Annotated in this window: 17 protein-coding genes and 1 riboswitch; of the genes, 4 read left to right on the top strand and 13 right to left on the bottom strand. The window is 41.9% G+C overall.

What is annotated here, in order from left to right; genetic code table 11:
* The first annotated feature begins 622 nt into the window (after positions 1–622).
* A complete protein-coding gene (locus ACGTNH_RS02140; protein WP_394584693.1) occupies positions 623–1,111 on the top strand; it encodes a hypothetical protein in 489 nt (162 codons plus the stop codon).
* Between the two features lie 187 nt (positions 1,112–1,298).
* Here ACGTNH_RS02140 and ACGTNH_RS02135 read toward each other — a convergent pair whose 3' ends face one another.
* A complete protein-coding gene (locus tag ACGTNH_RS02135) occupies positions 1,299–2,369 on the bottom strand; it encodes a glycosyltransferase family 2 protein (protein ID WP_394584692.1) in 1,071 nt (356 codons plus the stop codon).
* A gap of 161 nt (positions 2,370–2,530) precedes the next feature.
* On the opposite strand from ACGTNH_RS02135, the gene ACGTNH_RS02130 reads away from it, so the two are divergent.
* Positions 2,531–3,418: an alpha/beta hydrolase gene (locus ACGTNH_RS02130; RefSeq protein ID WP_394584691.1), complete on the top strand. Its 888-nt coding sequence runs from the start codon at positions 2,531–2,533 to the stop codon at positions 3,416–3,418.
* A gap of 101 nt (positions 3,419–3,519) precedes the next feature.
* On the opposite strand, the gene ACGTNH_RS02125 is transcribed toward ACGTNH_RS02130, so the two are convergent.
* The 6 genes from ACGTNH_RS02125 to ACGTNH_RS02100 form a co-directional block, all read right to left on the bottom strand.
* Entirely contained in the window at positions 3,520–4,623 is a 1,104-nt protein-coding gene (locus ACGTNH_RS02125) for an NADH:flavin oxidoreductase (RefSeq protein ID WP_394584690.1), read from the bottom strand.
* A gap of 154 nt (positions 4,624–4,777) precedes the next feature.
* Entirely contained in the window at positions 4,778–5,563 is a 786-nt protein-coding gene (locus tag ACGTNH_RS02120; RefSeq protein WP_394584689.1) for an SDR family oxidoreductase, read from the bottom strand.
* A 154-nt stretch (positions 5,564–5,717) separates the two neighbouring features.
* Entirely contained in the window at positions 5,718–7,184 is a 1,467-nt protein-coding gene (locus tag ACGTNH_RS02115) for a protein adenylyltransferase SelO (protein ID WP_394584688.1), read from the bottom strand.
* 256 nt (positions 7,185–7,440) lie between these two features.
* The gene (gene purT / locus ACGTNH_RS02110; RefSeq protein WP_394584687.1) at positions 7,441–8,637 is read right to left on the bottom strand and encodes a formate-dependent phosphoribosylglycinamide formyltransferase; all 1,197 of its coding nucleotides are present in this window, start codon (positions 8,635–8,637) and stop codon (positions 7,441–7,443) included.
* A gap of 157 nt (positions 8,638–8,794) precedes the next feature.
* Positions 8,795–9,478, bottom strand: a complete 684-nt coding sequence (gene tenA / locus ACGTNH_RS02105) for a thiaminase II (RefSeq protein WP_394584685.1) — start codon at positions 9,476–9,478, stop codon at positions 8,795–8,797.
* A complete protein-coding gene (locus tag ACGTNH_RS02100; protein WP_394584684.1) occupies positions 9,478–10,767 on the bottom strand; it encodes an acetylornithine deacetylase in 1,290 nt (429 codons plus the stop codon). Before ACGTNH_RS02100 ends, tenA begins: the two co-directional genes overlap by 1 nt.
* 86 nt (positions 10,768–10,853) lie before the next feature.
* Positions 10,854–10,958: riboswitch (TPP riboswitch) on the bottom strand.
* 245 nt (positions 10,959–11,203) lie between these two features.
* Between ACGTNH_RS02100 and ACGTNH_RS02095 the strand changes: the two genes are divergently transcribed.
* Entirely contained in the window at positions 11,204–12,244 is a 1,041-nt protein-coding gene (locus ACGTNH_RS02095) for a metallophosphoesterase (RefSeq protein WP_394584683.1), read from the top strand.
* A 176-nt stretch (positions 12,245–12,420) separates the two neighbouring features.
* Here the strand turns inward: ACGTNH_RS02095 and ACGTNH_RS02090 are convergent, their stop codons facing one another.
* Entirely contained in the window at positions 12,421–13,119 is a 699-nt protein-coding gene (locus tag ACGTNH_RS02090; protein ID WP_394584681.1) for a Type 1 glutamine amidotransferase-like domain-containing protein, read from the bottom strand.
* Positions 13,120–13,429: 310 nt separating this feature from the next.
* On the opposite strand from ACGTNH_RS02090, the gene ACGTNH_RS02085 reads away from it, so the two are divergent.
* Complete coding sequence (locus ACGTNH_RS02085; RefSeq protein ID WP_394584680.1) at positions 13,430–16,189, top strand: gamma-glutamyltransferase; 2,760 nt, start codon at positions 13,430–13,432, stop codon at positions 16,187–16,189.
* Positions 16,190–16,232: 43 nt separating this feature from the next.
* Here the strand turns inward: ACGTNH_RS02085 and ACGTNH_RS02080 are convergent, their stop codons facing one another.
* From ACGTNH_RS02080 to ACGTNH_RS02060, 5 genes are all read right to left on the bottom strand, one after another.
* A complete protein-coding gene (locus tag ACGTNH_RS02080; RefSeq protein WP_394584678.1) occupies positions 16,233–17,132 on the bottom strand; it encodes a LysR family transcriptional regulator in 900 nt (299 codons plus the stop codon).
* Between the two features lie 284 nt (positions 17,133–17,416).
* A complete protein-coding gene (locus ACGTNH_RS02075; protein WP_394584677.1) occupies positions 17,417–17,869 on the bottom strand; it encodes a hypothetical protein in 453 nt (150 codons plus the stop codon).
* 379 nt (positions 17,870–18,248) lie between these two features.
* On the bottom strand, positions 18,249–19,196 hold the full coding sequence (gene argF, locus ACGTNH_RS02070) for an ornithine carbamoyltransferase (RefSeq protein WP_394586113.1): 948 nt from the start codon (positions 19,194–19,196) through the stop codon (positions 18,249–18,251).
* Between the two features lie 14 nt (positions 19,197–19,210).
* Positions 19,211–22,234 carry a carbamoyl-phosphate synthase (glutamine-hydrolyzing) large subunit gene (gene carB, locus ACGTNH_RS02065; RefSeq protein WP_394584676.1) on the bottom strand — a complete coding sequence of 1,008 codons (3,024 nt, stop codon included), beginning with the start codon at positions 22,232–22,234 and terminating at the stop codon, positions 19,211–19,213.
* A complete protein-coding gene (locus ACGTNH_RS02060) occupies positions 22,227–23,291 on the bottom strand; it encodes a carbamoyl phosphate synthase small subunit (protein WP_394584675.1) in 1,065 nt (354 codons plus the stop codon). The genes carB and ACGTNH_RS02060 overlap by 8 nt, the downstream gene beginning before the upstream one ends.
* Positions 23,292–23,341: the final 50 nt, after the last annotated feature.

Raw genomic sequence — 23,341 nt, 5'->3', positions numbered from 1 at the left:
CGCTCGGTGATCTCGGCTCACTCGTTCTTCCGCAGGAGTGGAAGGGGCCCCGCTCCTTAGATTTTCTATTAATTCTGGCAGGCAACTGTCACCAGCACTTGTGCGAAAACACTTTCCTATCCCGATAAGCGACAATAAATCAGCTTTGCTCTTTTTCGATAAATGACCACTAAACCAGTGACGTTTAAGAGTTACTTTTCCAAAGGTTCCGAGAGTATGGCTTTAAATATAAAAGGAAAGGATTGCCTGCTTCTGCGGGACGTGAATCCTCCCAGGTCGCAGTAACCGAGGAAGTTTTCCGTCTTGCATTGCGGTAAGCAGCGCTTTATCTTATTTCTTTTCTCCATACTATAAGAACCAAACTATAAACTTATATTCCCCCCTTTTGCCACAGCCTGGAGATCAGAGCTAAATCAGCTCTGATCTTTTTGTTTGGTAAAAAGTCGAATCATAGATCAATTTGCAAAAAATTATCAGTAATTGTAAAACGATTAAAACAGGGTTTTTAATTTTTTTGTAGAAACCATTAAGTATAAGGTTACGGCTCTCAAATTAATTACAAAACAGGAAGGTGAATAAAATGCTTAAAAGAGGTATGTTTAAGAACGCTTTATACAAGTGGATGCCGCACAAAGAACAATATATTTGCGAAAGAAAGCTAATAAGGGTGATCAAGCGTTTAAAGATTGAAGACTTTAATTTTAATTGGGATCGCAGCAGCTGCTTTATTGAATTTCATTATCAAGATACACCTTACAGGTTGGAACATTCTATTGAGAAAGCCAAAGAAAGAGGTATTATTTTAAGGAATGGATTGGATTGTTTAACAGAATTAACCTTATCCCTTGAAGATCTTTGTGAAATTATTGATAGAGGAACTTATAATTTCGAAACATGGATATCTGGTATGAAACAGTCTACTCCAACCCAAGAAGTCCCTGAATTTCAAGAAGAGTTTCATATAAGATATAAGTCCTCAGGGAAACACACTCACCCCGAATTAAAAAGGCATGAGGAATTTACACCCTTTCCGCCTGAATCTTCCTCTCTAAAAGAATTTGAACCGGAGAAAATAAAAGAGCAGGTTAACGAACGCACTCAACTTAAATAAAGAAGATATTCAGGAGCATAAGCTGTAGAAAAACACGCGTTTATTCGAGGCCACTGACTTTGAAAAGTAGAAATTTAATAAGGCGGTCTGTGTGGAATTTATTTTCCCTGCAGACCGCTTTTCGTTTAATTTCAAGTGAGTCAGTGGCCTCGGTTTTTCTCCAACTTTTTTACAGGAAATGAATCCATTACTTTTTTCCTGATATATTGCGGCCTTTCCATGTCGTTTGCTTAAACAAAAAAGTCTTCAAGAGCGAATATATAAATACAACAACAAAAAAGGTAAAATGCAAAGGAAAAAGAAGAGCATCATACCAGCGGAAATTCCCAATATCCTGAAGGACCCGGTAAAGCCAGCAAGCAAGGAGAAGATAACCACCTACACCCCACCAGCCTATTTTAGGCGCATTTATAAGGTAAGAAATAATAGATGTAATCCAAACAATATTCGCTGCAGTCATCCACGGCGATGCGGTTTTCGCTCCTGAGGCAAAACTTTTCGACCATCCATCTATAACTACTTTCAGGCTGGCTTCATACATACGCATATTGACGACCCTTTTGCCACTAAACGCATACGTTTTAACACCTTTTGATTCAGCGCGTCTTGCCAGCGCAAGGTGTTCCACAATTTCACTGCGAATGGCGTGATGACCTTCCAATTCCCAATAGGTGTTAGCATTAATGAGTAAGCAAGGACCGAATCCTCCTCTTGTACCTATTTGATCTCTAAAGATCGTGGTAATTCCTGATGAAGCAAATACCACTAAATGAAAAACAGAGGATAACTTTTCCCAAAAAGATTTCATGTAATGATAGGGATGAACCGTAATTAAAACGTCATCTCCCTTTGTTTCTAAGTATTGAATGAGCTTATTCGGACCGCCGGGAGAGAACCACGTATCCGCATCAAGAAATATTAAAGAATTACCTTCAGCTTCTTTAGCAGCGTTATAGCACGCCCACGACTTTCCCATCCAATCTTCAGGCAAAGGAGGATTGCTTATGACCTTTACTCCATAGGCTTCGGCAGTCTCTCGCGTTCGATCCTCCGATTGATCATCCACTACGATCACTTCTCTATCTTCATTTTCCTCGTCAAGAATGGATGAAAGCAGCCGCTTCAAGTTTTTTTCTTCATTTCGGGCAGGGATAATAATTGAATACGACCCTGTGGTTTTCTGTTTTTGAATAGGAAAAGAAACCCTCTTCCCAAAAAGTAAAAGCGTAACTGTAACAGCCGCAATCATAAACCACATCTCGATTCACCTCATACTTTTTCAGTTTTATCACAAAATCTATGTATTTGATATGCATGTACCCTTTTTTCTGCTCCCCAACGCAAAAAACATTCAAAGGTGCAGTTCTGATTACATTGTCAGGTTAAGGGGTAAACGTAAAATAAAAAAGAGGGATGTCCATGTTTACTCATATTGTTGCAAGATCACTTCGCCTTTTACCCAATCAGGAAAAAAAATCCCCTATGGTACCTCACCAAGAAGTAAAAGGAATTAAAGAAATCATGATCGAAACAAGCATAAAAGACACATACATTTCCTGCTATTATCCGTTAGAACCTTCTGATAAGAAACTTCCCGCATATATGAACTTTCACGGTGGAGCTTTTATTATGAACGATAAAGAAATGGATGATCCCTACTGCCGGCAGCTAGCAAACCACATTGGCAGTGTCGTAGTAAATGTTGATTACGCCAAGGCCCCGGAGCATTCTTTTCCAGACCCTGTTGAGCAGGCTTATGAACTCATTCTATGGCTCAGAGCAAATGCCGGCTCTCTCGGCATCGATGCTGAAAGAATAGCTGTGGGCGGGCAAAGTTCAGGAGCTAACATAGCAGCTGCTCTCTGCTTATTATTAAAAGAGCGACGGGCACCTCAACCTGCCCTTCAGGTACTTTGCTATCCGCTGCTCGATTTCGTCACTCCCCATGCAGACAAACCAGAGCCCGACCCGAGGCGAGCGAAATTCCCCCAGGTGGCAAACTTTTTAAACAAATGTTATGTGCCAGACCCAAAAAAAGCTGAGCATCCTTTCGCATCGCCCGTATGTGCTGAAAATGTAGAAGGGGTAGCCAATGCGCTAATCGTTGTTGGAAAGTGTGATGCTTTTAACCCAGAGGCGGGAAGATATGCAGAGAAATTAAAGAAGGCAGGCGTACCAGTCCGTCATGAAGAGTTTAAAAACTGCTCCCATGCCTTTACACATTTAGGACCGAAACAAAAGGCTGAAGAAGCCTGGATGTTGATTGAAGAGGAATTAAGAAATGCTTTTGGGTGGGTCCGAACTTAAACAAACGTCCAATCAACTTATAAAAAAGCAGGCAGCCCGCCAATAACGTTAACTGGGGTATACCTGCTTTTTATAGATTACCGGTGTTAGCCTATTAAAATCTAGTATAACCTTTGTAGTGCTTCTTTATTGAAGGGTAATAAATCATCGGCTCTGCCATCATCCACTTTCTTTACCCACTCAGGATCCATTAATAAAGAACGTCCAATAGCTACCAGGTCAAACTCCTCTTCCTCAAGCTTTTTAATAAGGCCATCTAAACTGGTTGTGTCAGCACCGGAGAAGCTTGTAAATTCTCCATCAAGTCCAACGGATCCGACAGAAATTACAGGCTTGCCCGTTAGTTTCTTTGTCCAACCTGCTAGATTCAAATCAGAACCTTCGAATTCCGGTTCCCAAAATCGACGGGTAGAACAGTGGAAAATATCTACCCCTGCTTCTACTAGAGGCTGCAGGAACCGCTCCAATTCATCCGGCGTTTCAGCAAGCTTAGCTTTGAATTCATTCATTTTCCATTGGGAAAATCGGAAAATAATTGGGAAATCAGGCCCTACTTCCCGTCGGCACGCTTCGATCACTTCAACTGCAAATTGAGTTCGTCCAACGATGTCTCCTCCATAACGATCTTTACGCTGATTTGTTTTTTCCCAGAAGAACTGATCAATTAAATAACCATGCGCTCCGTGAATTTCAATCCCGTCGAAACCGAGTCGTTTTGCATCAGCTGCTCCTTGAGCGTAAGCTTCCACCAGTTTAACAACCTCTTCCTCGGTCATTGACTCAGTTACTTTTTCTCCATCCAAGTTCAGGCCAGATGGTCCAACAGGCAATGCTTCTGGATTTGGAAGATCTCCCTTTTCACGGGTCATCCCCACATGCCAAAGCTGTGGGACAATTTTTCCGCCAGCTTTATGAACTTGATCTACCACATTGGCCCATCCATTCAATGAGTCTTCTCCATAAAAAACTGGAATACTAGCACCTGATACAGAAGCCGGGTGATTAATCCCTGTTCCTTCAGTAACAATCAAGCCTACTCCGTTTTCAGCTCGACGCCGGTAATAGGCTGCTACATCATCTCCGGGAATCCCTTCAGGGGAGAATCCACGGGTCATTGGTGCCATTACTGTGCGATTTGGCAGTTTTATTTTTTTATTCGTAAATGTTTGAAATAATGGTTCAGTAGATCTATTTGTATTACTCATTTTACGTCCCCCTCTGTACTAGTTCAATATGAATTATTTCAAATACCCTCGAGGAAAAAAAGATATCTGTTTATCCATTGTTTTCATTCATCATAAAAAAACCTTAGTAAAAGGACGTTTCCTCGTCCTTTTACTAAGGGTGTTAGTCACCAGCTTATACCTTTTCTTCCCAATTTTTCTTCTCTTCCTCTTTCATCATATCCTCTGCTTCTTGAGGATACGCTGTACGGAAAGCATGATGATCGGCTTCAATGACTTCTACCATCTTATCAATCATATTCTGTGGATCATACTGCTGGTCAAGAATCTGCTCGGTTTCTGCAATCGATTCTCTAGGCGTAAAGTTTTTATTTTCGTCGTACCATTTATGTTTCTCCTCAAACATCCGATCATTAAAGCCGGTTTCGAACGGTCCGGGGTTAATCGTAGCTACCTGCACACCAAATTCTTCAAGCTCGGCTTTCATCGTTTTCGCAATCGCTTCAATCGCATGCTTTGAAGAGACATAGGCGCCCAAGTAAGGCATACCAACGATGCCAACAATTGAGCTTAGAAAAATAATTTTGCCTTGTTTCTTATTTACAAATTTCTTCGCAGCAATCTGAGCATTTTCAAGCGTACTAAATACATTTGTTTCATAAACGTCTCGAACACGGTCGACTGGAATTTCAGCAATCGGGCCGCCCTCGCCTATAGCTGCATTAGCTACAAAGACATCATAGTCGTACTCGTCAATCAATTGTTGGTCACGCTTGCTCTTAATATCTAATTTAATGACTTCTAATTCAACACCCTCTGCCGAAGCCGCTTCACGTAAACTTGTAATTTGTGAAATAATTTCAACAGCCGCAATCACACGGTGGCCTTTTTTCGCTAAGCCGATCGCTGTTCCTTTGCCTAAACCTGTGCCTGCGCCGGTTATAAAAATCGTTTTGCTCATTCCTTTTTCCTCCTCAAAAAATAGCAGCGTATTAAAGAGATTACCCTCCACCGTTTTTTCTAAAACTTCCCAATAGAATAGACCCTATTGAAAAATGAACAGGCTCCTTGAACAAAAAGTACCTGCTTCCTAAAAGGAACAGGTACTTCTCTCCTCAAGTGCCGCAAAACGTTCGATACGGCTGACCGGATGGCTCGGGTAATTCAGCGTATTCGTCTTGCTCAGGTGAATACGCATAGGGATCTGATAGTACATTCATCAACCGTTCCATCACACTGTAATCTTCTTTTGCTACGGCAGCTTCAAGTGCTTCCTCTACGCGATGATTACGAGGAATAACCGCTGGATTCGATTTTTTCATCAATTGAGAAACCTCACCTTTTGAGGCATCCTGACGACTTAATCTCGCCTGCCACTGATTATACCAATTACTAAACTCAGTCGTGCCTTTCATTGGCGTGTTTTCAGGTTTATCTAAAGTTAAAGCACGAAATGTGTTTGTAAAGTCAGCACGATGCTTTTCCATAATACGAAGAAGGTCTTCAATTAAAGGTTCGTCCTGTTCTTCTTCATTATGAATACCTAACTTATCTCTCATCCCTTCCATCCAGTGATCATGATAGAGCTTCTCATACTTCGAATGGGCTTCTACGGCCAGCTCTACCGCTTTTTCTTGTTCTTCATGAAGCAGCGGCAATAGAGCTTCTGCAAAGCGAGCAAGGTTCCATTGCCCAATCGGCGGCTGGTTTTGATAAGCGTATCGGCCCTGCACATCAATGGAACTGAATACCGTTTTCGGATCATATTCATCCATAAAAGCACACGGGCCATAATCAATGGTTTCACCACTGATCGTCATATTATCCGTATTCATCACCCCATGGATAAAGCCGACAAGCTCCCATTTTGCAATCAGTGAAGCTTGACGCTTAACCACTTCTTCAAATAGAGCAAGATAGCGCTCCTCATTATCTTCAATATCAGGATAATGGCGATGAATTGCATAATCAGCAAGCGTGCGAAGCTCTTCTACACTCCCCCACCTTGCCACATATTCAAAAGTACCTATACGAAGATGGCTGGCAGCCACACGAGTCAAAACGGCCCCAGGCAGCTCGGTTTCACGCCTCACAGACTCTCCAGTTGTTACTACTGAGAGACTCCGATTCGTAGGAATACGAAGGCCATGCATGGCTTCACTAATGATATATTCACGCAGCATCGGTCCCAGGGATGCTCGGCCATCGCCCCCGCGAGAATACGGTGTTCTCCCTGACCCCTTAAGCTGAATATCAAAACGTTCACCAGAGGGCGTAATCTGTTCGCCAATCAGCACTGCACGTCCATCCCCCAGCATCGTAAAATTTCCAAATTGATGGCCGGCATATGCCTGAGCAATCGGCCGTGCACCTTCTGGCACCTCATTTCCAGCGAGCATGTTTACTCCTTCTTGACTTTGCAGATGCGTTGCATTCAACCCTAAAGATTCGGCCAATGAGTGATTAAAAATGACTAAATTTGGTGAATCTACAGGGGATGGATCAATACTTTCAAAAAATGTCTCTGAAAGACGAGAATAGCTGTTATCATAATTCCAACCTATTTCTTTATTCTTTATCATCTTATCTCCTTTGTTTGGTTTGTCATGTGATACCCACTTCTATTCTTCTACAAAAATCAATATATCATCGCACAGTAAGGAAAAAATTATCTGTTGCGATTAACTTCCATATAGAACACTTACACCCCTTGTTAAAAGGAAATTGTTCTTCTATTGTTATTTACCCCTATAGAAGTATTTTATAACTAAATTACAGAGACACAAAAACGGGCCCAATCTGTCCGCTCAGATCTGCCCGCTCTATTAAACCGTTCAACTAATTTTTGTCTGCATACTCCCTATTTACTACTTCCATACGGGATGCTGCATCCTTCGCCTGATTGCAAGCATTTTCAATATCATTACCTTTACTAAGTACCACTGCCATGCGGCGGCCTAACTTGGCAGAAGGCTTTCCAAATAAGCGTAACTGAGTGTGTGGAACTTCTAAAGCTTTTTCAACACCGGATATTTGATAGTCCCTGGACTCAATCATTGACTTGACTGCGTAGCTTGCACCTGCAGATACAAGCTCTACATCTTCAATCGGTAATCCTAAAATCGCTCGCACATGAAGCGCGAATTCTGATAAATCCTGTGTTACTAATGTTACCATGCCTGTATCGTGCGGTCTTGGAGACACTTCACTAAAGTAAACCCCGTCTGAAGTAATAAAGAGTTCTACTCCAAAGACCCCGTAACCACCAATCTCATCGGTAACTTCTTTCGCAATTGACTCTGCTTGTTTTATGTGTTCCTCACTCATTACATGAGGCTGCCATGATTGGATATAATCTCCGTCCTGTTGAAGATGACCAATCGGAGGGCAATAAAATGTACCCGTTGAAGACCGAACTGTTAACAGCGTAATTTCCGAATCAAAATGAACAAACTCTTCTACAATTACGCGGGTGTTGTTTCCCCGTCCACTGTTAATGGCTTCCTCCCAAGAACGCTCCATATCTGCTTCTGTTCGACATAGGCTTTGCCCCTTTCCCGAAGAACTCATAATTGGTTTAATTACACAAGGGGTACCAATGGTCGCAACTGCCTCTTTTAGTTCATCCAGTGAGTTGGCAAACTCGTATTTAGCTGTCGGAAGTTGTAATTTTTCACTTGCCAGACGTCGGATACCTTCACGATCCATCGTCAGTTGGGTGGCGTAAGCAGTCGGGATGACATTATATCCTTCCTGCTCTAATTCCAGCAGTGTTGCTGTCGCAATGGCCTCTATTTCAGGAACTATTAAATCTGGTTTCTCCTGTTCGATCACCGCGCGTAATTTTTCACCGTCGAGCATATCAGTCACGTGAAAACGATGAGCCACCTGCATGGCAGGTGCTCCATCATAACGATCAACGGCTATAGTTTCTATCCCTAGTCGTTGAGCCTCTAAAACTACTTCTTTTCCTAGTTCTCCTGCTCCTAATAACATTATTGTTTTAGCATAATTCTGATTCGGTGCTCCAAACACGATGTAACCCCTCCTGAACGTTTTGCTTTACAGTTATTCTAGCGTCATACCTTAAGAAAAATCAAGGGTTCATGGGTGAAATCACGAACATTTTCTAAATTTTATCACACATTGTTCATGTTATTTCATTTTAAAAATGAATGGCAGGGATGCCAGGTCACTCGTGAAAATCCGAATCATCCTTCCACATTTTCATCGTCTCTGCCATCTCCCAAAATAAGTATTCAAATTTACTCGTATGAAGAAAAATTTCTTCAAGGTGAGCTTTTTCCCGTTCTGGCTTATCATCAGCAAGCTGGTTCATAAGCTGTTTCATATTTTCAGCAAGGTCAGTAAATTCATCTGATGCATACATCTTAATCCAATCCCCGTAGAACTCATGTTCACTAGCTCCCTCTTTTTGATTCAATGTTAAGCCTATTTCATTATAGCTCCACGCACAGGCTAGTACACAGGCTGCAACCTCCGCTTCTGACCCCTGCTGCGCCTTGTTCAGCATGTAACTTGTGTAGGCTAGAAGCGTAGAAGAGGGTTGTGTGTGTTCCAGTTCTTCTCGGCCAATTCCAATTCTTTCTGCATATCTTCGATGAAGTTCCATTTCCTCATTCAATGTAGAATGCAGCATCTCCGCAAACATCGTCATCGTTTTTAATTGATTTGCTTTTACACTTCCTAAAGCAAAAACCCGGCAATAATCAATTAAATATAAATAATCCTGTTTCATGAAGAACTTAAACTTTTCAAGTTCTAAGCTTCCATCACCAATACCTTTCACAAAAGGGTGTTCGAGATACTGATCCCATATCGGCTTAGCTTTTTCGTAAAGTCTATCAGTAAACATTATGTTTCATCCTTTCTTTCTAAATGTTGAAACCAGTCAAATAAAAAAGCAATCATCGTTTTCGTAAATCGCAGAAGCTGTTTCCTTTCAAGTGATTCATTAACAGCATGGGCTTGATCTAGTGTGCCCGGCCCGTATAAAACTGTTGGAATGCCTGCTTCTGATAACCATCCTCCATCTGTTACAGTCGGAGACATTGAATAGCTTACCGGGACGTCATGTATAAAATGATGAGCTTCAGCTAACCTTTGAACCCCGTTATGACTAGTGTCTACTGAAAAGGCAGGAAAGATTTCCCCCTTCTCCTCAATCATTGACGAGCCACCCCAAGAAAATTGAGGGGGATGGTCCTTTAACCAGGGATCGGCTTTTGCTGCATAAGTGATGTAATCTTCAATTTCACGGATCACTTCCTCATAATGTTCTTCAGGATAATAATGCACCGTAATCCATAGTCTGCATCGATCTGCTACGAATGCAGGGTGCCGTCCTCCTTCAATAACGGCTGGGTTGATCGTGTTTGAACCCGGGGGAAAACCGGGACTAGATTTAGTTATCGCCCAGTGCTTTTCAAGATCCTGCAAAGTATTAATCACTTTCATCATTTTTTCAATCGCACTCGCCCCATGCAGTCCCCCGCCAGCGTGGGTCATAGAACGTCTGCTTGCATCATGAAACGTGTGAGGACTTTCAACGGTTATCCATCCTGTAATTACGCCTCCCTGCCCTTGAATATTACAATCACTTGTATCTACGACCACAGCTAAATCAGCCTGATAGCCTCTTTCGCAACAAGACTTAGTCCCGGCTTCTCCCACTTCCTCGCCAACGACAGATTGGAAATAAATATTTCCATTAGGTTCAATTCCCCTTTCGTGAAGCAGCTTCATAGCAAACAGAACCCCGGCCATCCCACCTTTCATATCGGCTACTCCGCGTCCAAATACTTTATCTTTCGTCACTTTACATTCAAACGGGTCATACGCCCAGTTCTCATTCTTTTCGATAGCTGCTACATCAAGATGGCCATTGATGATGAGACTTTTGGCTTGACTCTCCTGTCTGCCCCTCTTCGTACCTACCACGATTGGATCTCCAGGGTAAAGGTCCCAGGAATCAATCGTAAAATCGAGTTCTTTCAATTGATGAACGACATACTCTTGTGCACTCTCAGCATTTCGCGCAGGTGGACTTAAAGTTGGATATGCTACCAAATCAGTTAATAATCGCAGCAGCTCGTCTTCCCTTCTGTTCACTTCCTGCAGTAATTGTGATAACTCATTATTCATATAAAAACTCCTTTTTTCACGAAAAAAGCCCGCTCCTGAAAAGAAGGAGCGAGCTTTTTCATAAGAATTTCAAATGGTATGTAGAGTGACTGCCCGCTTCACTTCCCTACGCTAGTATGATCTAGATCAGGTTATAAGAGTCAAAGCTTCCTGCTTTTCTCAGCCGAGTTGCGGCTCCCCTAGTGAAGAATTTGAATTATTTTATTAGTCATTATTAGAACACATTCCTGCCAAAATAACAAGAAGGCTTATCGCACAGTTAACTCCCCGATCACCTAAACTCTTATCTGTCTAATAATTTATCTGACTTCGCATAAGAAACCTTACAAAAAGAAAAACTACAGATTAAGCATTTCCATTATTTCAATGAAATGAAAATGAAGTGCAACTTACCACATTTAACAACAAGAACACTACTTAAACTGGAGGGATAGAAGTGGGTAAGAAATCAAGAATTGTGATGACCGCTGCACTCTGTATTGTTGTCTTTATTTTCAATTTCTTAATGGTCAACGTTGCCTCCGCCCCTTCCCTCCCGGATACTGCTCATAAACCAGCAAACGGAAGCTATCAAATGGTTAACCAGCCGCTTGAGAAACAAACGGATGATGACTATACGTTTGTCTGGATGTCAGATACGCAGTATTACTCAAAACGGAATCCGCACATTTATAAAGCCATGGTGAACTGGATTGCAGAGAAGAAAAACGAACTTTCCATCCCTTATGTCATTCATACTGGCGATATCGTCCACAATTGGGACGATGAAACTCAATGGAAGCATGCCGCTGACTCAATGAATGTACTGGAAAATGAAGACATACCATATGGAATGTTGGCAGGTAACCATGATATCGATTTAAAAAACAAAGACTATAGTACATTTTCGAAGTATTTTGGACAATCCCAATTTGAGAATCACTCTTACTATGGTGGTTCGTATAAAAACAATCGAGGACACTATGATATATTAAACGTTAATGGCAATAATTTTATTATGATATACATGAGCTGGGGAATTGACCAAGAAGAAATTGACTGGGTCAATAAAGTATTACAGAAATACCCGGAGCATACAGCTTTTCTTAACCTCCATCAATATTTATTACCAAATGGAAAACGGAGCCGACTCGGGGAAAAACTATTTGAACAAGTTATTACACCTAATGAAAATGTAGCTGTTACTCTCAGTGGTCACTATTACGGTACAGCCTCAAGGGTCGACACGATTGATGATAATGGTGACGGCATGCCAGACCGCAGCGTTCACCAACTATTTGCTAATTATCAAGGAGGACCGGATGGCGGCCAAGGATATATGCGCTTACTGCATGTAAGTCCAGAAGAAAACAAAATTTATGTGAAGACCTATTCCCCCTACATGGATAACTATAATTATTACGATACTGAAGACTATCCAGGGAAGGATGAATTTGTAATTGAACTTCCACTGAATGAAAGTAATGATCCAACATAATAAATCTGCGATATACCTGAATTACGCATACAATCATCCGAACGATTCTATTGAAATCCGTTCGGTTGATTAATGTTCAAGAAAGAACTTTCACCATCACTCCTTCAAAATACTTAGCTTTCCGCAATTCAATTTTTTCGGTTTTTGACACAATAATTTAATTAGGTACAGCCTCATTATGTTCTACCTAAATAGGTGACGGGAAGTTCATTTTCATTCACTACCTTATGAAAGGAAACATGATAAGCCCGAGCGTTAGGACGCGAACTTACAATTCTCTTTATTTCCTGATCAATATAATGTATAGCTGCCCCATCATCTGCTGCAATGCCAGGCTGTAGTTTTCCTTCATGAACTAATGTAGTGTAGGACGGACGCCTCTCAGGTTCACCGTCGTAATGAGGACAGTTACTCCCTTTTAATAACCCTAAACATGATAGAGGTTCAAGCCCATCTCCATAGGAGTCCGTAACCCCTTCTTCAAACCAGCAAATCGAACCTGCGCTTACACCCGACAGGATAATTCCTTGATTCCACGCATTTTTTAAAATGGAATCCAACCCCCATTCCTTCCAAAGCACTAAAAGATTTTTTGTATTGCCCCCTCCTACATAAATAATATCCTTATCTAAAATAAATCCTTTTAAGTCACGGGTTGGTGGTTTAAACAACGATAAATGGGAGGGGATGCAATGTTGTTTTTCAAAAGTACGATAAAATCTCTTAATGAAATCGTCTGAATCACCGCTTGCTGTCGGGATAAAGCAGATCTTAGGTTTACGCTTATTCGCCTGCTCGAGTATGTATTGGTCTAATAATATATTATCAGACTCCGTTAGGAATCCTCCCCCACCAAGAGCAATAATTTGTTTCATGACTATACACCCCTTTAGCTCGTATATTCACTCTTTCAAACAATACCCGAATTTGCTGATTCCTTTCCATACTACCATGAATTTTCTTACATCCACTTCTTTCTATTCGAAAAATAAACAGTACTTTAGGATTACTTGCGAGTCCTTCAACTGTTTAAATCATTTCAATCAGACCGATCGCCACTTCTATTGATGTAAGACTTTTAATTTATATAAGTTTAGTAAATAAATATATAACTTATTTGTATTTAACCTGCTTTTATCCAACATATAAAATGTAAGAATATTACGAAAAAGGAGGATTCTTTTATTGAAAGGCATAAAACGATTTCCAATCTCAGTAATTCTTCTTCTATTAGCCTCTACAATAGCTTCTCCCCCCTATGTAGGCGCTGCTGAATTTAAAAACCAGGACTCTTCGGTTACAGGATATGGTGGAGCCGTGGCCTCAGAAGATCCAGATGCCTCAGCTGCCGGGATGGAGATTCTTGAAAAGGGCGGAAACGCCGTTGATGCTGCAGTTGCAGTCGCAGCAGCTCAGGGAGTAACCCGACCATTTTCCGGCGGTATTGGAGGCGGTGGTATGATGCTTATTCATATGGAGGATGAAGAAGAACCCGTCGCTATCGACAGTCGTTCGATTTCACCACAGTCTTTTCACGAGGAAACATTTATGGATAATGAGACTGGGTTGATTGCGCCTTCAGCTCAACGCATCTCAAGCGGCGCTGCGTTTTCTGTACCTGGAACCGTAAAAAATTGGGAAGAAGCTTTAGATTCCTTTGGCACGATGACCCTTCAAGAAGTTTTGGCCCCGGCCATAAGGATAGCTGAAGAAGGCTTTGAAGTGGATGCTAATTTTGCGAGAGAAGTTGAAGAAAATGTGGAGCGATTCAGGTTATTTTCTTCGACACGAGAACTGTTTTTAGATGAAGCAAACAATCCCCCTGCACCAGGGGATATTTTAACGAACGAAGACTTGGCTGATACATACCGTACGATCGGAGAAGGCGGCAGTACAGCGTTCTATGAAGGACAGCTGGCAGATGAGATTATTAACACCATCAATAGCCCTCCTCTTGTAGAGAATCCTGATTTCTCCGCAGTTAGTTCCCTTTGGGAAGAAGAGAAGGTCATTGAAGGTGATATTACGTCAGAAGATCTAGCAGATTACACAACGAAAACATACCAAGCGACAAAATCCGATTATGGAGAGTTTGACATCTATGGTGTGCCCCCGTCTTCAAGCGGTGGTATTACGATTGGAGAAACATTTAATATTTTAGACCAATACGATCTTAGCAATTTGTCAAAAACGGAAGCCTATCATTACTTCATGGAAGCTACACGCCTTTCTATTGCAGACCGCCGTGAATATATAGGGGACCCTGACATGGCTGAGGTTCCAACAAAAGGAATGCTTTCAAATGGATTTGCTGAAGAAAGAAATTACAAGATCGAAGATGATAGAGCTTCTCACGGTCAGATCGCACCGGGAAATCCATGGCCATACGAAGAAAACCCGAAACGCAAGCCAGAGAAACCCGTGCAGAAAACAGCTTTCTCCTATAACTTCGATGGAGAAGATGGGAGTGCTTGGAATAAGGAAAAGTTTCACCGACTCGATACAGGTCCGCAGAGCAGTCCAGATGATTCCTCTCTTACCCTTAAGAATAATACAGGAAAACTTTCTTTAAATGAAAGAAAAGACGGAAGAGGCAGTGCCTACGGGCGTGCTACAGCTAACATGAATACCTTTGAAAATCCTGAATTAAAAATGTCTTTCAGAGCTTCTGAAATTGGTAACGACCAGCGGCTACGGCTTTGGCTTCAAGGGGATGTCTGGAGGTCTGGGAGTTCTATTCCTGAGAACGGATACGGACTTGAAATAAATACAGAAACAGAAGAGATTGTTCTGCTTCGATCGAAAAATTCCAGCTTCTCCACATTAGATCGTTTTGATTTCCCTCTTACTACAGATTGGCACAACCTGCGTTTTGTAGTAGACGAAGACCAACTAAAAGTCGGGATTTGGAAAAAAAATGAAGAGGAGCCTGAAGAGTGGCTTGCCGTTCACTCTATGTCAGAAAACGACCAACTTTCTTATTCAGAAGGAAAACTATTGATAAGTGGTATTAACTTTGAACCAGACTCTGAGATTGATTTCTTTTTAGATAATGCAGCCGTTGAGGAATGGGACGATGGAGAGGAACCCGTAGAACCAGCAGAAGCTGAGACTCAAACGTTTAATTCATCATCTTCAAACACCTCCACTACAATTGAAGAGGAAGAAGCATATATTGAGCAAGAACAAGAACGATTAGCAGAAGATCGAGAACAAAGCGTAGAAGCAGATGAGTCTACTATCCATGCCTCTGTCTCAGATCGTGATGGAAACATAGCAAGCTATACAACCACGATTGTTTCTATAGGAGGCAACGGCATGGTTGTACCAGAACATGGTTTCTTATTAAACAATGCGCTCTACGGACGTATTCCGACAGAGGATGCTTCACACCCTAACTATCCGAAGCCGGGTATGCGTTCATTAAGCAGTATGTCCCCGACTTTAGTAATGAATGAAGGAAAACCTGTGCTGACACTTGGAGCACCGGGAAGTGACACAATACTCACAACCGTTTCACAAATAATGATAAGTTATTTAGACTTTGACATGACTCTCCCTGAAGCTTTTGCAGAACCGAGAGTCAGTCAGCGTAACAATTTTAACAGCAGAGCTGAATACGAAGAGAATTACTGGAATGACGAGTTTGATTCAATGAAAAATGTCTGGGAAACAATGGGCCATCGGTTCTCCGCAGTAACTGCCGAGCAGGGAATTGGTGCTGCTACCGGTATAGCCTTTCACAATAACGGAAAGGTAACTCCTACTGCCGAAGAAGTAAGACGCGGAGGAGGAAGTGCAGTCGTTGAATCAAATAAACCGATTAAGCCTGGCAAAGGGCCTCCTGGCGATATTCCTGGTAAAGGTCCTGGAAATGGGCCGCCGGAAGAAACACCTGGTAATGGACCACCAGAAGACCTTCCCGCAAAAAAATTTCAAAAGTAAAATAACCACAGTTGCATCTAGCATGATGCAACTGTGGTTTTGTTTACACTTCCACCATTTCCAGTATAGAAAGAGCTTCTTCCGTGACTTGGCGCTCATTCTCTTTATGCCAAATCAAGGAGATCGAGCTGAATAAATGGATATCTTTTAAATCCAGCCCAACGATATTACGGTCATCTAGTAATTCAATCATATCTTCCGGCAGGATTGTGATTCCAATATTCTCTTTCATTAAATTGGCAAGTGTTAAAATTTCGGGACCTGCGCCTATCGTTTTTGGGACAAAACCTGCTGAAAGACAAGCATGTTCCACTAACGAATATAGCGCTGGTGAATGTTCGGGATCAAAATGAAAAAACGTTTCCTCTGCACAACTCTCTAATGCCACGGATCCAAATGAAGCATAAGGATGCGTACTGGAGACGGCAAGCTTTATCTGGCTCCTTTTAAATTCTTTCCACTGTAATGGAGGTTGTATAGTTTCTTTAATGTCAATCGGGGTACGAATGAAAGCCAGATGATACTCCCCATTTTGAACCAATTTGGCTGCATGAACCGAAGTGGTTTCTTTAATAAAAAAACTAAGCTTAGGAAACCTTGTTTTTAACTCTTTGAGCAAAAACGGAACAATGTGACTCGCTGCTGAAGGTACCGTTGCTATTTTAATTGTCATTTGAGCGGCAGCTCCGTTTTGTCGTAGTTCATTGACGCTGTTTTGAATGCTGTTAAAAGGAGGAGCAAGCTGCTGATAGAGAAACTCGCCTTCCCTCGTTAAAGAAACTTTTCTCGTCGAACGTTTTAACAGTTTTACATTCAGTTCTTTTTCTAATATGGAGATCTGCCGGCTCAGTCCTGGTTGGGATATATGTAAAGCTGCAGCAGCCTTGCTGAAATTTAAATGATACGCAAGACTTAAAAAATATTGCAAGGACAAATAATTCACGAGAAGTCACCTTTCCTTCAATAAACGATGAATGGTATATATTTTTACTATTCAACAAAAACACCAAATAACCTTCTAAAATACAATTGCTTAAAAGTAAGGCTTGGACATAAATAATGCAGTGATGTTTAAAAACGAAGATTTGTAAACACAGATCATTACCGAAGTATTTTGGCAGAGCGGTGGTAGATAACAAAAAACATCCGAACGAATATCATTAGAATCGTTCGGATGTTTTTATTCTTTATTAGTTTAGTCTCAGCCTATCGTAATTAGATCTTTGCCTACAATATTACTGTACTTTTTAAGGCTGCGATAAATAATTCAAAGTCTTCATGCATTTGAGTGGAGATTTCAGGGTCTTTATAATTTTCTTCATGTAAAAGTGAAAGACGGGGTTCAATTTCCAGTACACGTCCTCCCATAAATACAATTTCAATTTTTCCAGGAGCGGTATTGTCCACCAGGCTGTAGTTCTCAAAATATTCCTTCATCGAGATGATTTGTTCTATAAACAAGGTTTCTTTCGTCACATTCATCTTTGCATCAACACTTAGAATCGTAAGGGTGCGGTCATTTCGATTCACAATAAACAGCTGCTGCTGTTCAGGAGTAAGAACTTCTAAAGACCGAAAGTTACCTGACTCGAACACTTCTTCTGTGAACTCTAATACTGCTGCCGTTCGTAAACTCTCCAGGCCAGAAGTGGTTAACCTTTCTCTCACTGTAATACCCATCTCTTTTAAAAACCTCCTCAAATTTTTCTTACAATGCCAACATTCCCCCTCGGGCTTTTACAAAACCTAAATTATGGAAAATGAACGGTTGGATCTATTTTTCTTTTCATACGATACGACCAAAGATACACGTCCGATTTTAATCGACATAATTATGTAAAACTAAGTGACCAGTACGCTCTTAATACAACGAGTCCGCATAAGGGTACCAGGTACCGAAAAGCTGTAAAAGAGTGAAGTGCCAAGTGTGATTTCGGTACCTGGTACCCGGAGCCACAAAAATAAACCGAACTGATTTAAATAAAATCGTTCGGATTATTTAATGCCTTATTCAGTTTGGTCCCAGCCTCGTTCCATCATATTATTTATCTATTGCACGTTATGAGTTCGGGTTCCCGATTACAGATTGCAAGATCGCTTTTTGAACGTGCAGTCTATTTTCCGCTTGCTGGAATACTGCAGAATGAACACCGTCGATCACGGATGCCGTCACTTCTTCTTCTCTGTGAGCAGGAAGGCAGTGTAAAAAGCTTACATCCTCTTTTGCGATTTTAAGCAAGTCATCATTCACTTGATAATCAGCAAGAGCTTTTAAACGTTCTTCTGCTTCTGCTTCTTGCCCCATGCTGGTCCAAACATCTGTATAAATGACGTCTGCTCCTCGGACAGCTATAGCTGGATCATTCTCCACTTGCACAGATCCACTGTTCTCCTTGGCTACCTCTTCTGCTTTTTTCACGATCGCCGGGTCCGGTTCGTAGCCTTTCGGAGAAGCGACAACAACCTCCATCCCCATCATTGCAGATAAGATCATTAACGAATGAGCGACGTTGTTTCCATCACCGATATAAACAATTTTAACACCGCATAAACGCCCTTTTAACTCAAGGATCGTAAATACATCAGCTAGTGCCTGACATGGATGATAAATATCGCAAAGTCCGTTAATGACTGGTATTGAAGCATGTTCAGCCAATTCTGCCAGCTTTTCATGGGAAGTGGTTCGGTACATAATTGCATCTACGTAGCCTGATAGCACCTGGGCAGTATCAGCAATCGTTTCCCCGCGGCCGATTTGAATATCACGACTGTTTAGATACAGGGCATGCCCTCCCATCTGAACCATTCCCACTTCAAAGGAGACTCGTGTGCGGGTAGAGGATTTTTCAAAAATCATCCCTAAGGTTTTTCCGCTTAACATGCTGTTGTGCGGGTTCTCTTTTAAATCTTGTGCCTGCGCCAGCAGCTGTGATACGTCCTTTTGAGTAAAATCCAACCATGTCAATACGTCTTTACCTTTTAAGGCGTGGTTAGTAGTTGTCATCATTTCCATTAAGTTCATTACACGCACTCCTTTTCTTTACTCCCAGGCAGCGGGGTTGGTTGATAAGGGTTGTGGGCTAGTGAATCAACGTAAGCATTAAATGTTGTAACTTGTGTAAATACAGTCACCCCGGCTTTTAATGCTTGCACTCTTTTTAGTGAATCTTCCTCTGTATTTCCATTGTTCATATAAACCTTAGCTTCTTTTAATTCAATCCATTCAATAAAATTTAAATCGCTCGACTTTCCTTTCACAAAGCTATTAGATTCGATTAAGCATACATTCTCCTTCTCATACAGATTAGGAAGATGTTCAAATACTTTAGCCATCGCTCCTTCTACTGTATCAGCAAGGCACATTCCTTCCCCCGTAGAAAGCATATTGGCACCGAGTTTATGGTCGAGTTCAGGAAGCGCATGAGAAGAAAATAACGGATATTTTACGGCTGCTTTTTGAATAACCGGCTGTGGAACATCCTGAAGAGAGTTCCCTGACTCCGTCACAAGAACTTTCACAGCGAGATCGACCATCGATACGTCAGACACTTTGCTAATGATTGGAACCGTACGACTGGCACGCGGATTAACTTCTAAGACGTAGACCGTTCCCTCTGATATTAAAAATTGAATGTTCATTAATCCTTTATAGTTCACCTTTTGTACAATTTTTTGTGCATAATCCCTAAGAGTAGCTTTAACAGCAGGTGGGAGGTTTTGAGCCGGGAAAAGTGCCATGCTGTCACCTGAGTGAACGCCTGCCGGCTCTACATGCTCCATGATTTCCGGAATAAATACGTTCTCTCCATCCGCAACAAGATCAATTTCCGCTTCGCTTCCCGTCATAAACTGATCGAGGACTATTGGATAGTGCCGCTCATCTGTTTCCTCTAGAGCTGATTTTAATTGCTGTTCATTTTCTACCTTTACCATACCCTGGCCGCCAATGACGTACGATGGACGGCAAAGCAGCGGATACTCATATGAACTTGCTGCTTCAAGCGCTTCGCTCATCGTATGGCACATTTCCCCTGGAATGTGCGGTACATCTATGCTTTGTAATACAGAGTAAAATTGTTCCCGATCTTCAAGTTGAGCAATGGTATCTACATCTACTCCAGCGAGAGGGATCCCTGCTTCACTTAATTCATCTGCAATATTAATCGCTGTTTGCCCTCCAAATTGAGTAAAGACGAGATCAATATCTTCATGCTCAACAATGGATTCAATGACCTCTTTATTAATCGGATCAAAATATAGACGGTCTGCTGTCGTATAGTCAGTGCTCACGGTTTCTGGGTTGTTGTTGATCATCACCGTGGTCCATCCCAGCTTCTGCAGACTTTGTATGGCTTTTACTGCACTGTAATCGAACTCAACACCCTGGCCTATTCGAATGGGGCCAGAGCCAACTATTAACGCTTTTTTATTTGCAGAAAGCGGCTCGATTTCGTTCGTTCCTGAATAAGTGGTATACACATAGTTCGTTGCCGCTTCAAATTCCGCTGCACATGTATCCACCATTTTGTAACTCGGCTTAACACCTAATTGATTTCGCATTTGCTTCACTTCAGTTTCACTTATATCTTTAAGCTCGGCAATCTTCTTATCAGTGAAACCTTGAATTTTAGAAGTTTTCAATACTTTTGCATCTAGATCCTGCGTTTTAATCTGCTGCTCCATCTGCACGAGATTCGCAACAACCTGCAAGAAAAATAAATCAATCGCTGTTTTTTCATGAATTTCTTTTATCGTATTCCCCTGCTTCAACATCTCTACAATTGTGAAATATCTTAAATCTGTGGGCTTGGTTAAGTGTTCTTCAAATTGCTCTTCAGGGATTTCAGGAATGGTTTGATCAAGGGAGGCTACAGCCTTTTGGAAAGCTCCTTCGAGCGTGCGATCAATTGCCATGACTTCACCTGTTGCTTTCATTTTCGTCCCTAGTTTACGATCAGCATTAGAGAACTTGTCAAACGGCCACCTCGGGAACTTTACGACAACGTAGTCCAGGGCTGGCTCGAAGCTCGCATATGTTGTTCCTGTTAATGGGTTGATTAGTTCATCTAATTGAAAGCCAAGCGCCAGCTTCGTCGCCATTTTAGCGATTGGATAACCTGTCGCTTTAGATGCCAGCGCGGAAGACCGGCTGACTCGCGGGTTCACTTCAATGACGTAATATTTTTTACTATGGGGATCGAGCGCAAGCTGCACGTTACAGCCGCCGATAACATCGAGAGCTGAAATGATCGTAAAGGCCGCGGTTCTTAGCATTTGATATTCCTGATCCGTAAGCGTCTGAGACGGAGCGACTACGATTGAATCTCCTGTGTGCACCCCAACGGGATCAAAGTTTTCCATATTACAAACACTGATGCATGTGCCATTTACATCACGCATTACTTCATACTCTACTTCTTTAAATCCGGCGATGCTTTTCTCAAGGATGACCTGGCCAATTGGACTTGCCTTAAGTCCGTTCGCAACCAATTCTGTTAACTCTTCCTCATTATCAACAATACCGCCTCCTCGGCCCCCTAATGTATAAGCCGGACGGCTGATGACGGGATAACCAAATTTAGCGGTAAAGTTCAATGCTTCTTCCACACTGGCAATGACTTCACTTTCCGGCACGGGCTGCTGCAATTCATCCATTAGTTCACGGAACAGCTCTCGATCTTCTCCTTGTTGGATCGATTGGACACTCGTTCCAAGGAGCTCAAGATCATATTTTGCAAACAAATCATGCTTATTCATTTCTACGGCTAAGTTCAGTCCAGTCTGACCGCCAAGACCTGCCAAAACAGAATCGGGCTTTTCTTTTTTTATAATGGCTTCGACGCTTTGCACCGTTAATGGTTCACAGTACACCTTATCGGCGATTTCATTATCTGTCATGATGGTCGCAGGATTGTTATTAACGAGTACAACTTCATGCCCTTCTTCTTTGAGTGCAAGGCAGCCTTGTGTGCCCGAATAATCAAATTCTGCTGCTTGACCAATGACGATTGGTCCTGATCCTATAACAAGAACTTTCTTAGGCATACATCTGCACTCCTTTCTTTTTGTTCAGACTTGTGAAGAATTCATCAAATAACCATAAGGCATCTTCTGGTCCTGGACTGGCTTCAGGGTGAAACTGAGCCGATAGAATTGGTTTAGACGGATGCATTAATCCTTCTACTGACCCGTCATTCACGTGACTAAAACTTACTTCCAGCACGGTATTTTCTAAACTCGCATCATCTACGACATAGTTATGATTTTGGGAGGTGATAAACACCCGTCCTGTTTGAACATCTTTTACAGGATGGTTTGCCCCGCGATGTCCAAAAGTAAGCTTCTTCGTATCTGCTCCATAGGCTAATGCAATCACTTGATGACCAAAGCAAATACCTAACGACGGATACTGCTCGAGTACTCCTTTTATCTCAGATAAGAATTTTGTCGCGTCTTTAGGGTCGCCTGGTCCATTCGATAAGACGACCCCATCTGGATTTAGCTCGTGAACCTTATGCACATTCGTAAAAGGAACGACTGAAACTCGCACCCCTTTTTCTACGAGCTGATCCACAATTGACCCTTTATAACCAAAATCGATCACTGCAATATGACGAGCCCCCTCACCATAAGCAGCCCCTTTCTGTTTTGACGCCTGATAAATCTGACCAACTGTTTTTGTATCTGACGGTTTTAGCGCTTGGTGGCCTAGTACTGCCTGGCACGTGCCTTCACTGCGAATAGACTTCGTAACTTCTCTCGTATCCACTTCCGTTAAGAACGGGACGTTCCACTTATTCAAATAATCTTTTAAAGAAGTGGTCGCCTGGTAATGATAAGCTGTCTCCGCACATTGCATCATGACCACTCCGCTTACCTGCGGCTTTTCACTTTCAAAATCATCTTCATTGATTCCATAGTTACCAATTAATGGATAGGTAAACACAACGATCTGCCCTTTATAGGAAGGGTCTGTTAAAACCTCTTGATAGCCTGTCATACCTGTAAAGAAAACAACCTCTCCCTCTACCGGTGTCTCCCAGTGGTCAGAAGCCTCTCCTTGAAAGCTCTGACCTTCTTGTAAAGTTAAGAACCCCTGCATCTTCTACACCTCGCCGTATTTTTATTAATTATTCAGTATTTTTATACATA

The sequence above is a fragment of the Halobacillus sp. B23F22_1 genome, from assembly GCF_043497005.1.
Lineage (GTDB): Bacteria > Bacillota > Bacilli > Bacillales > Halobacillaceae > Halobacillus_A.
This window is presented reverse-complemented; position numbering and strand designations above follow the sequence as displayed.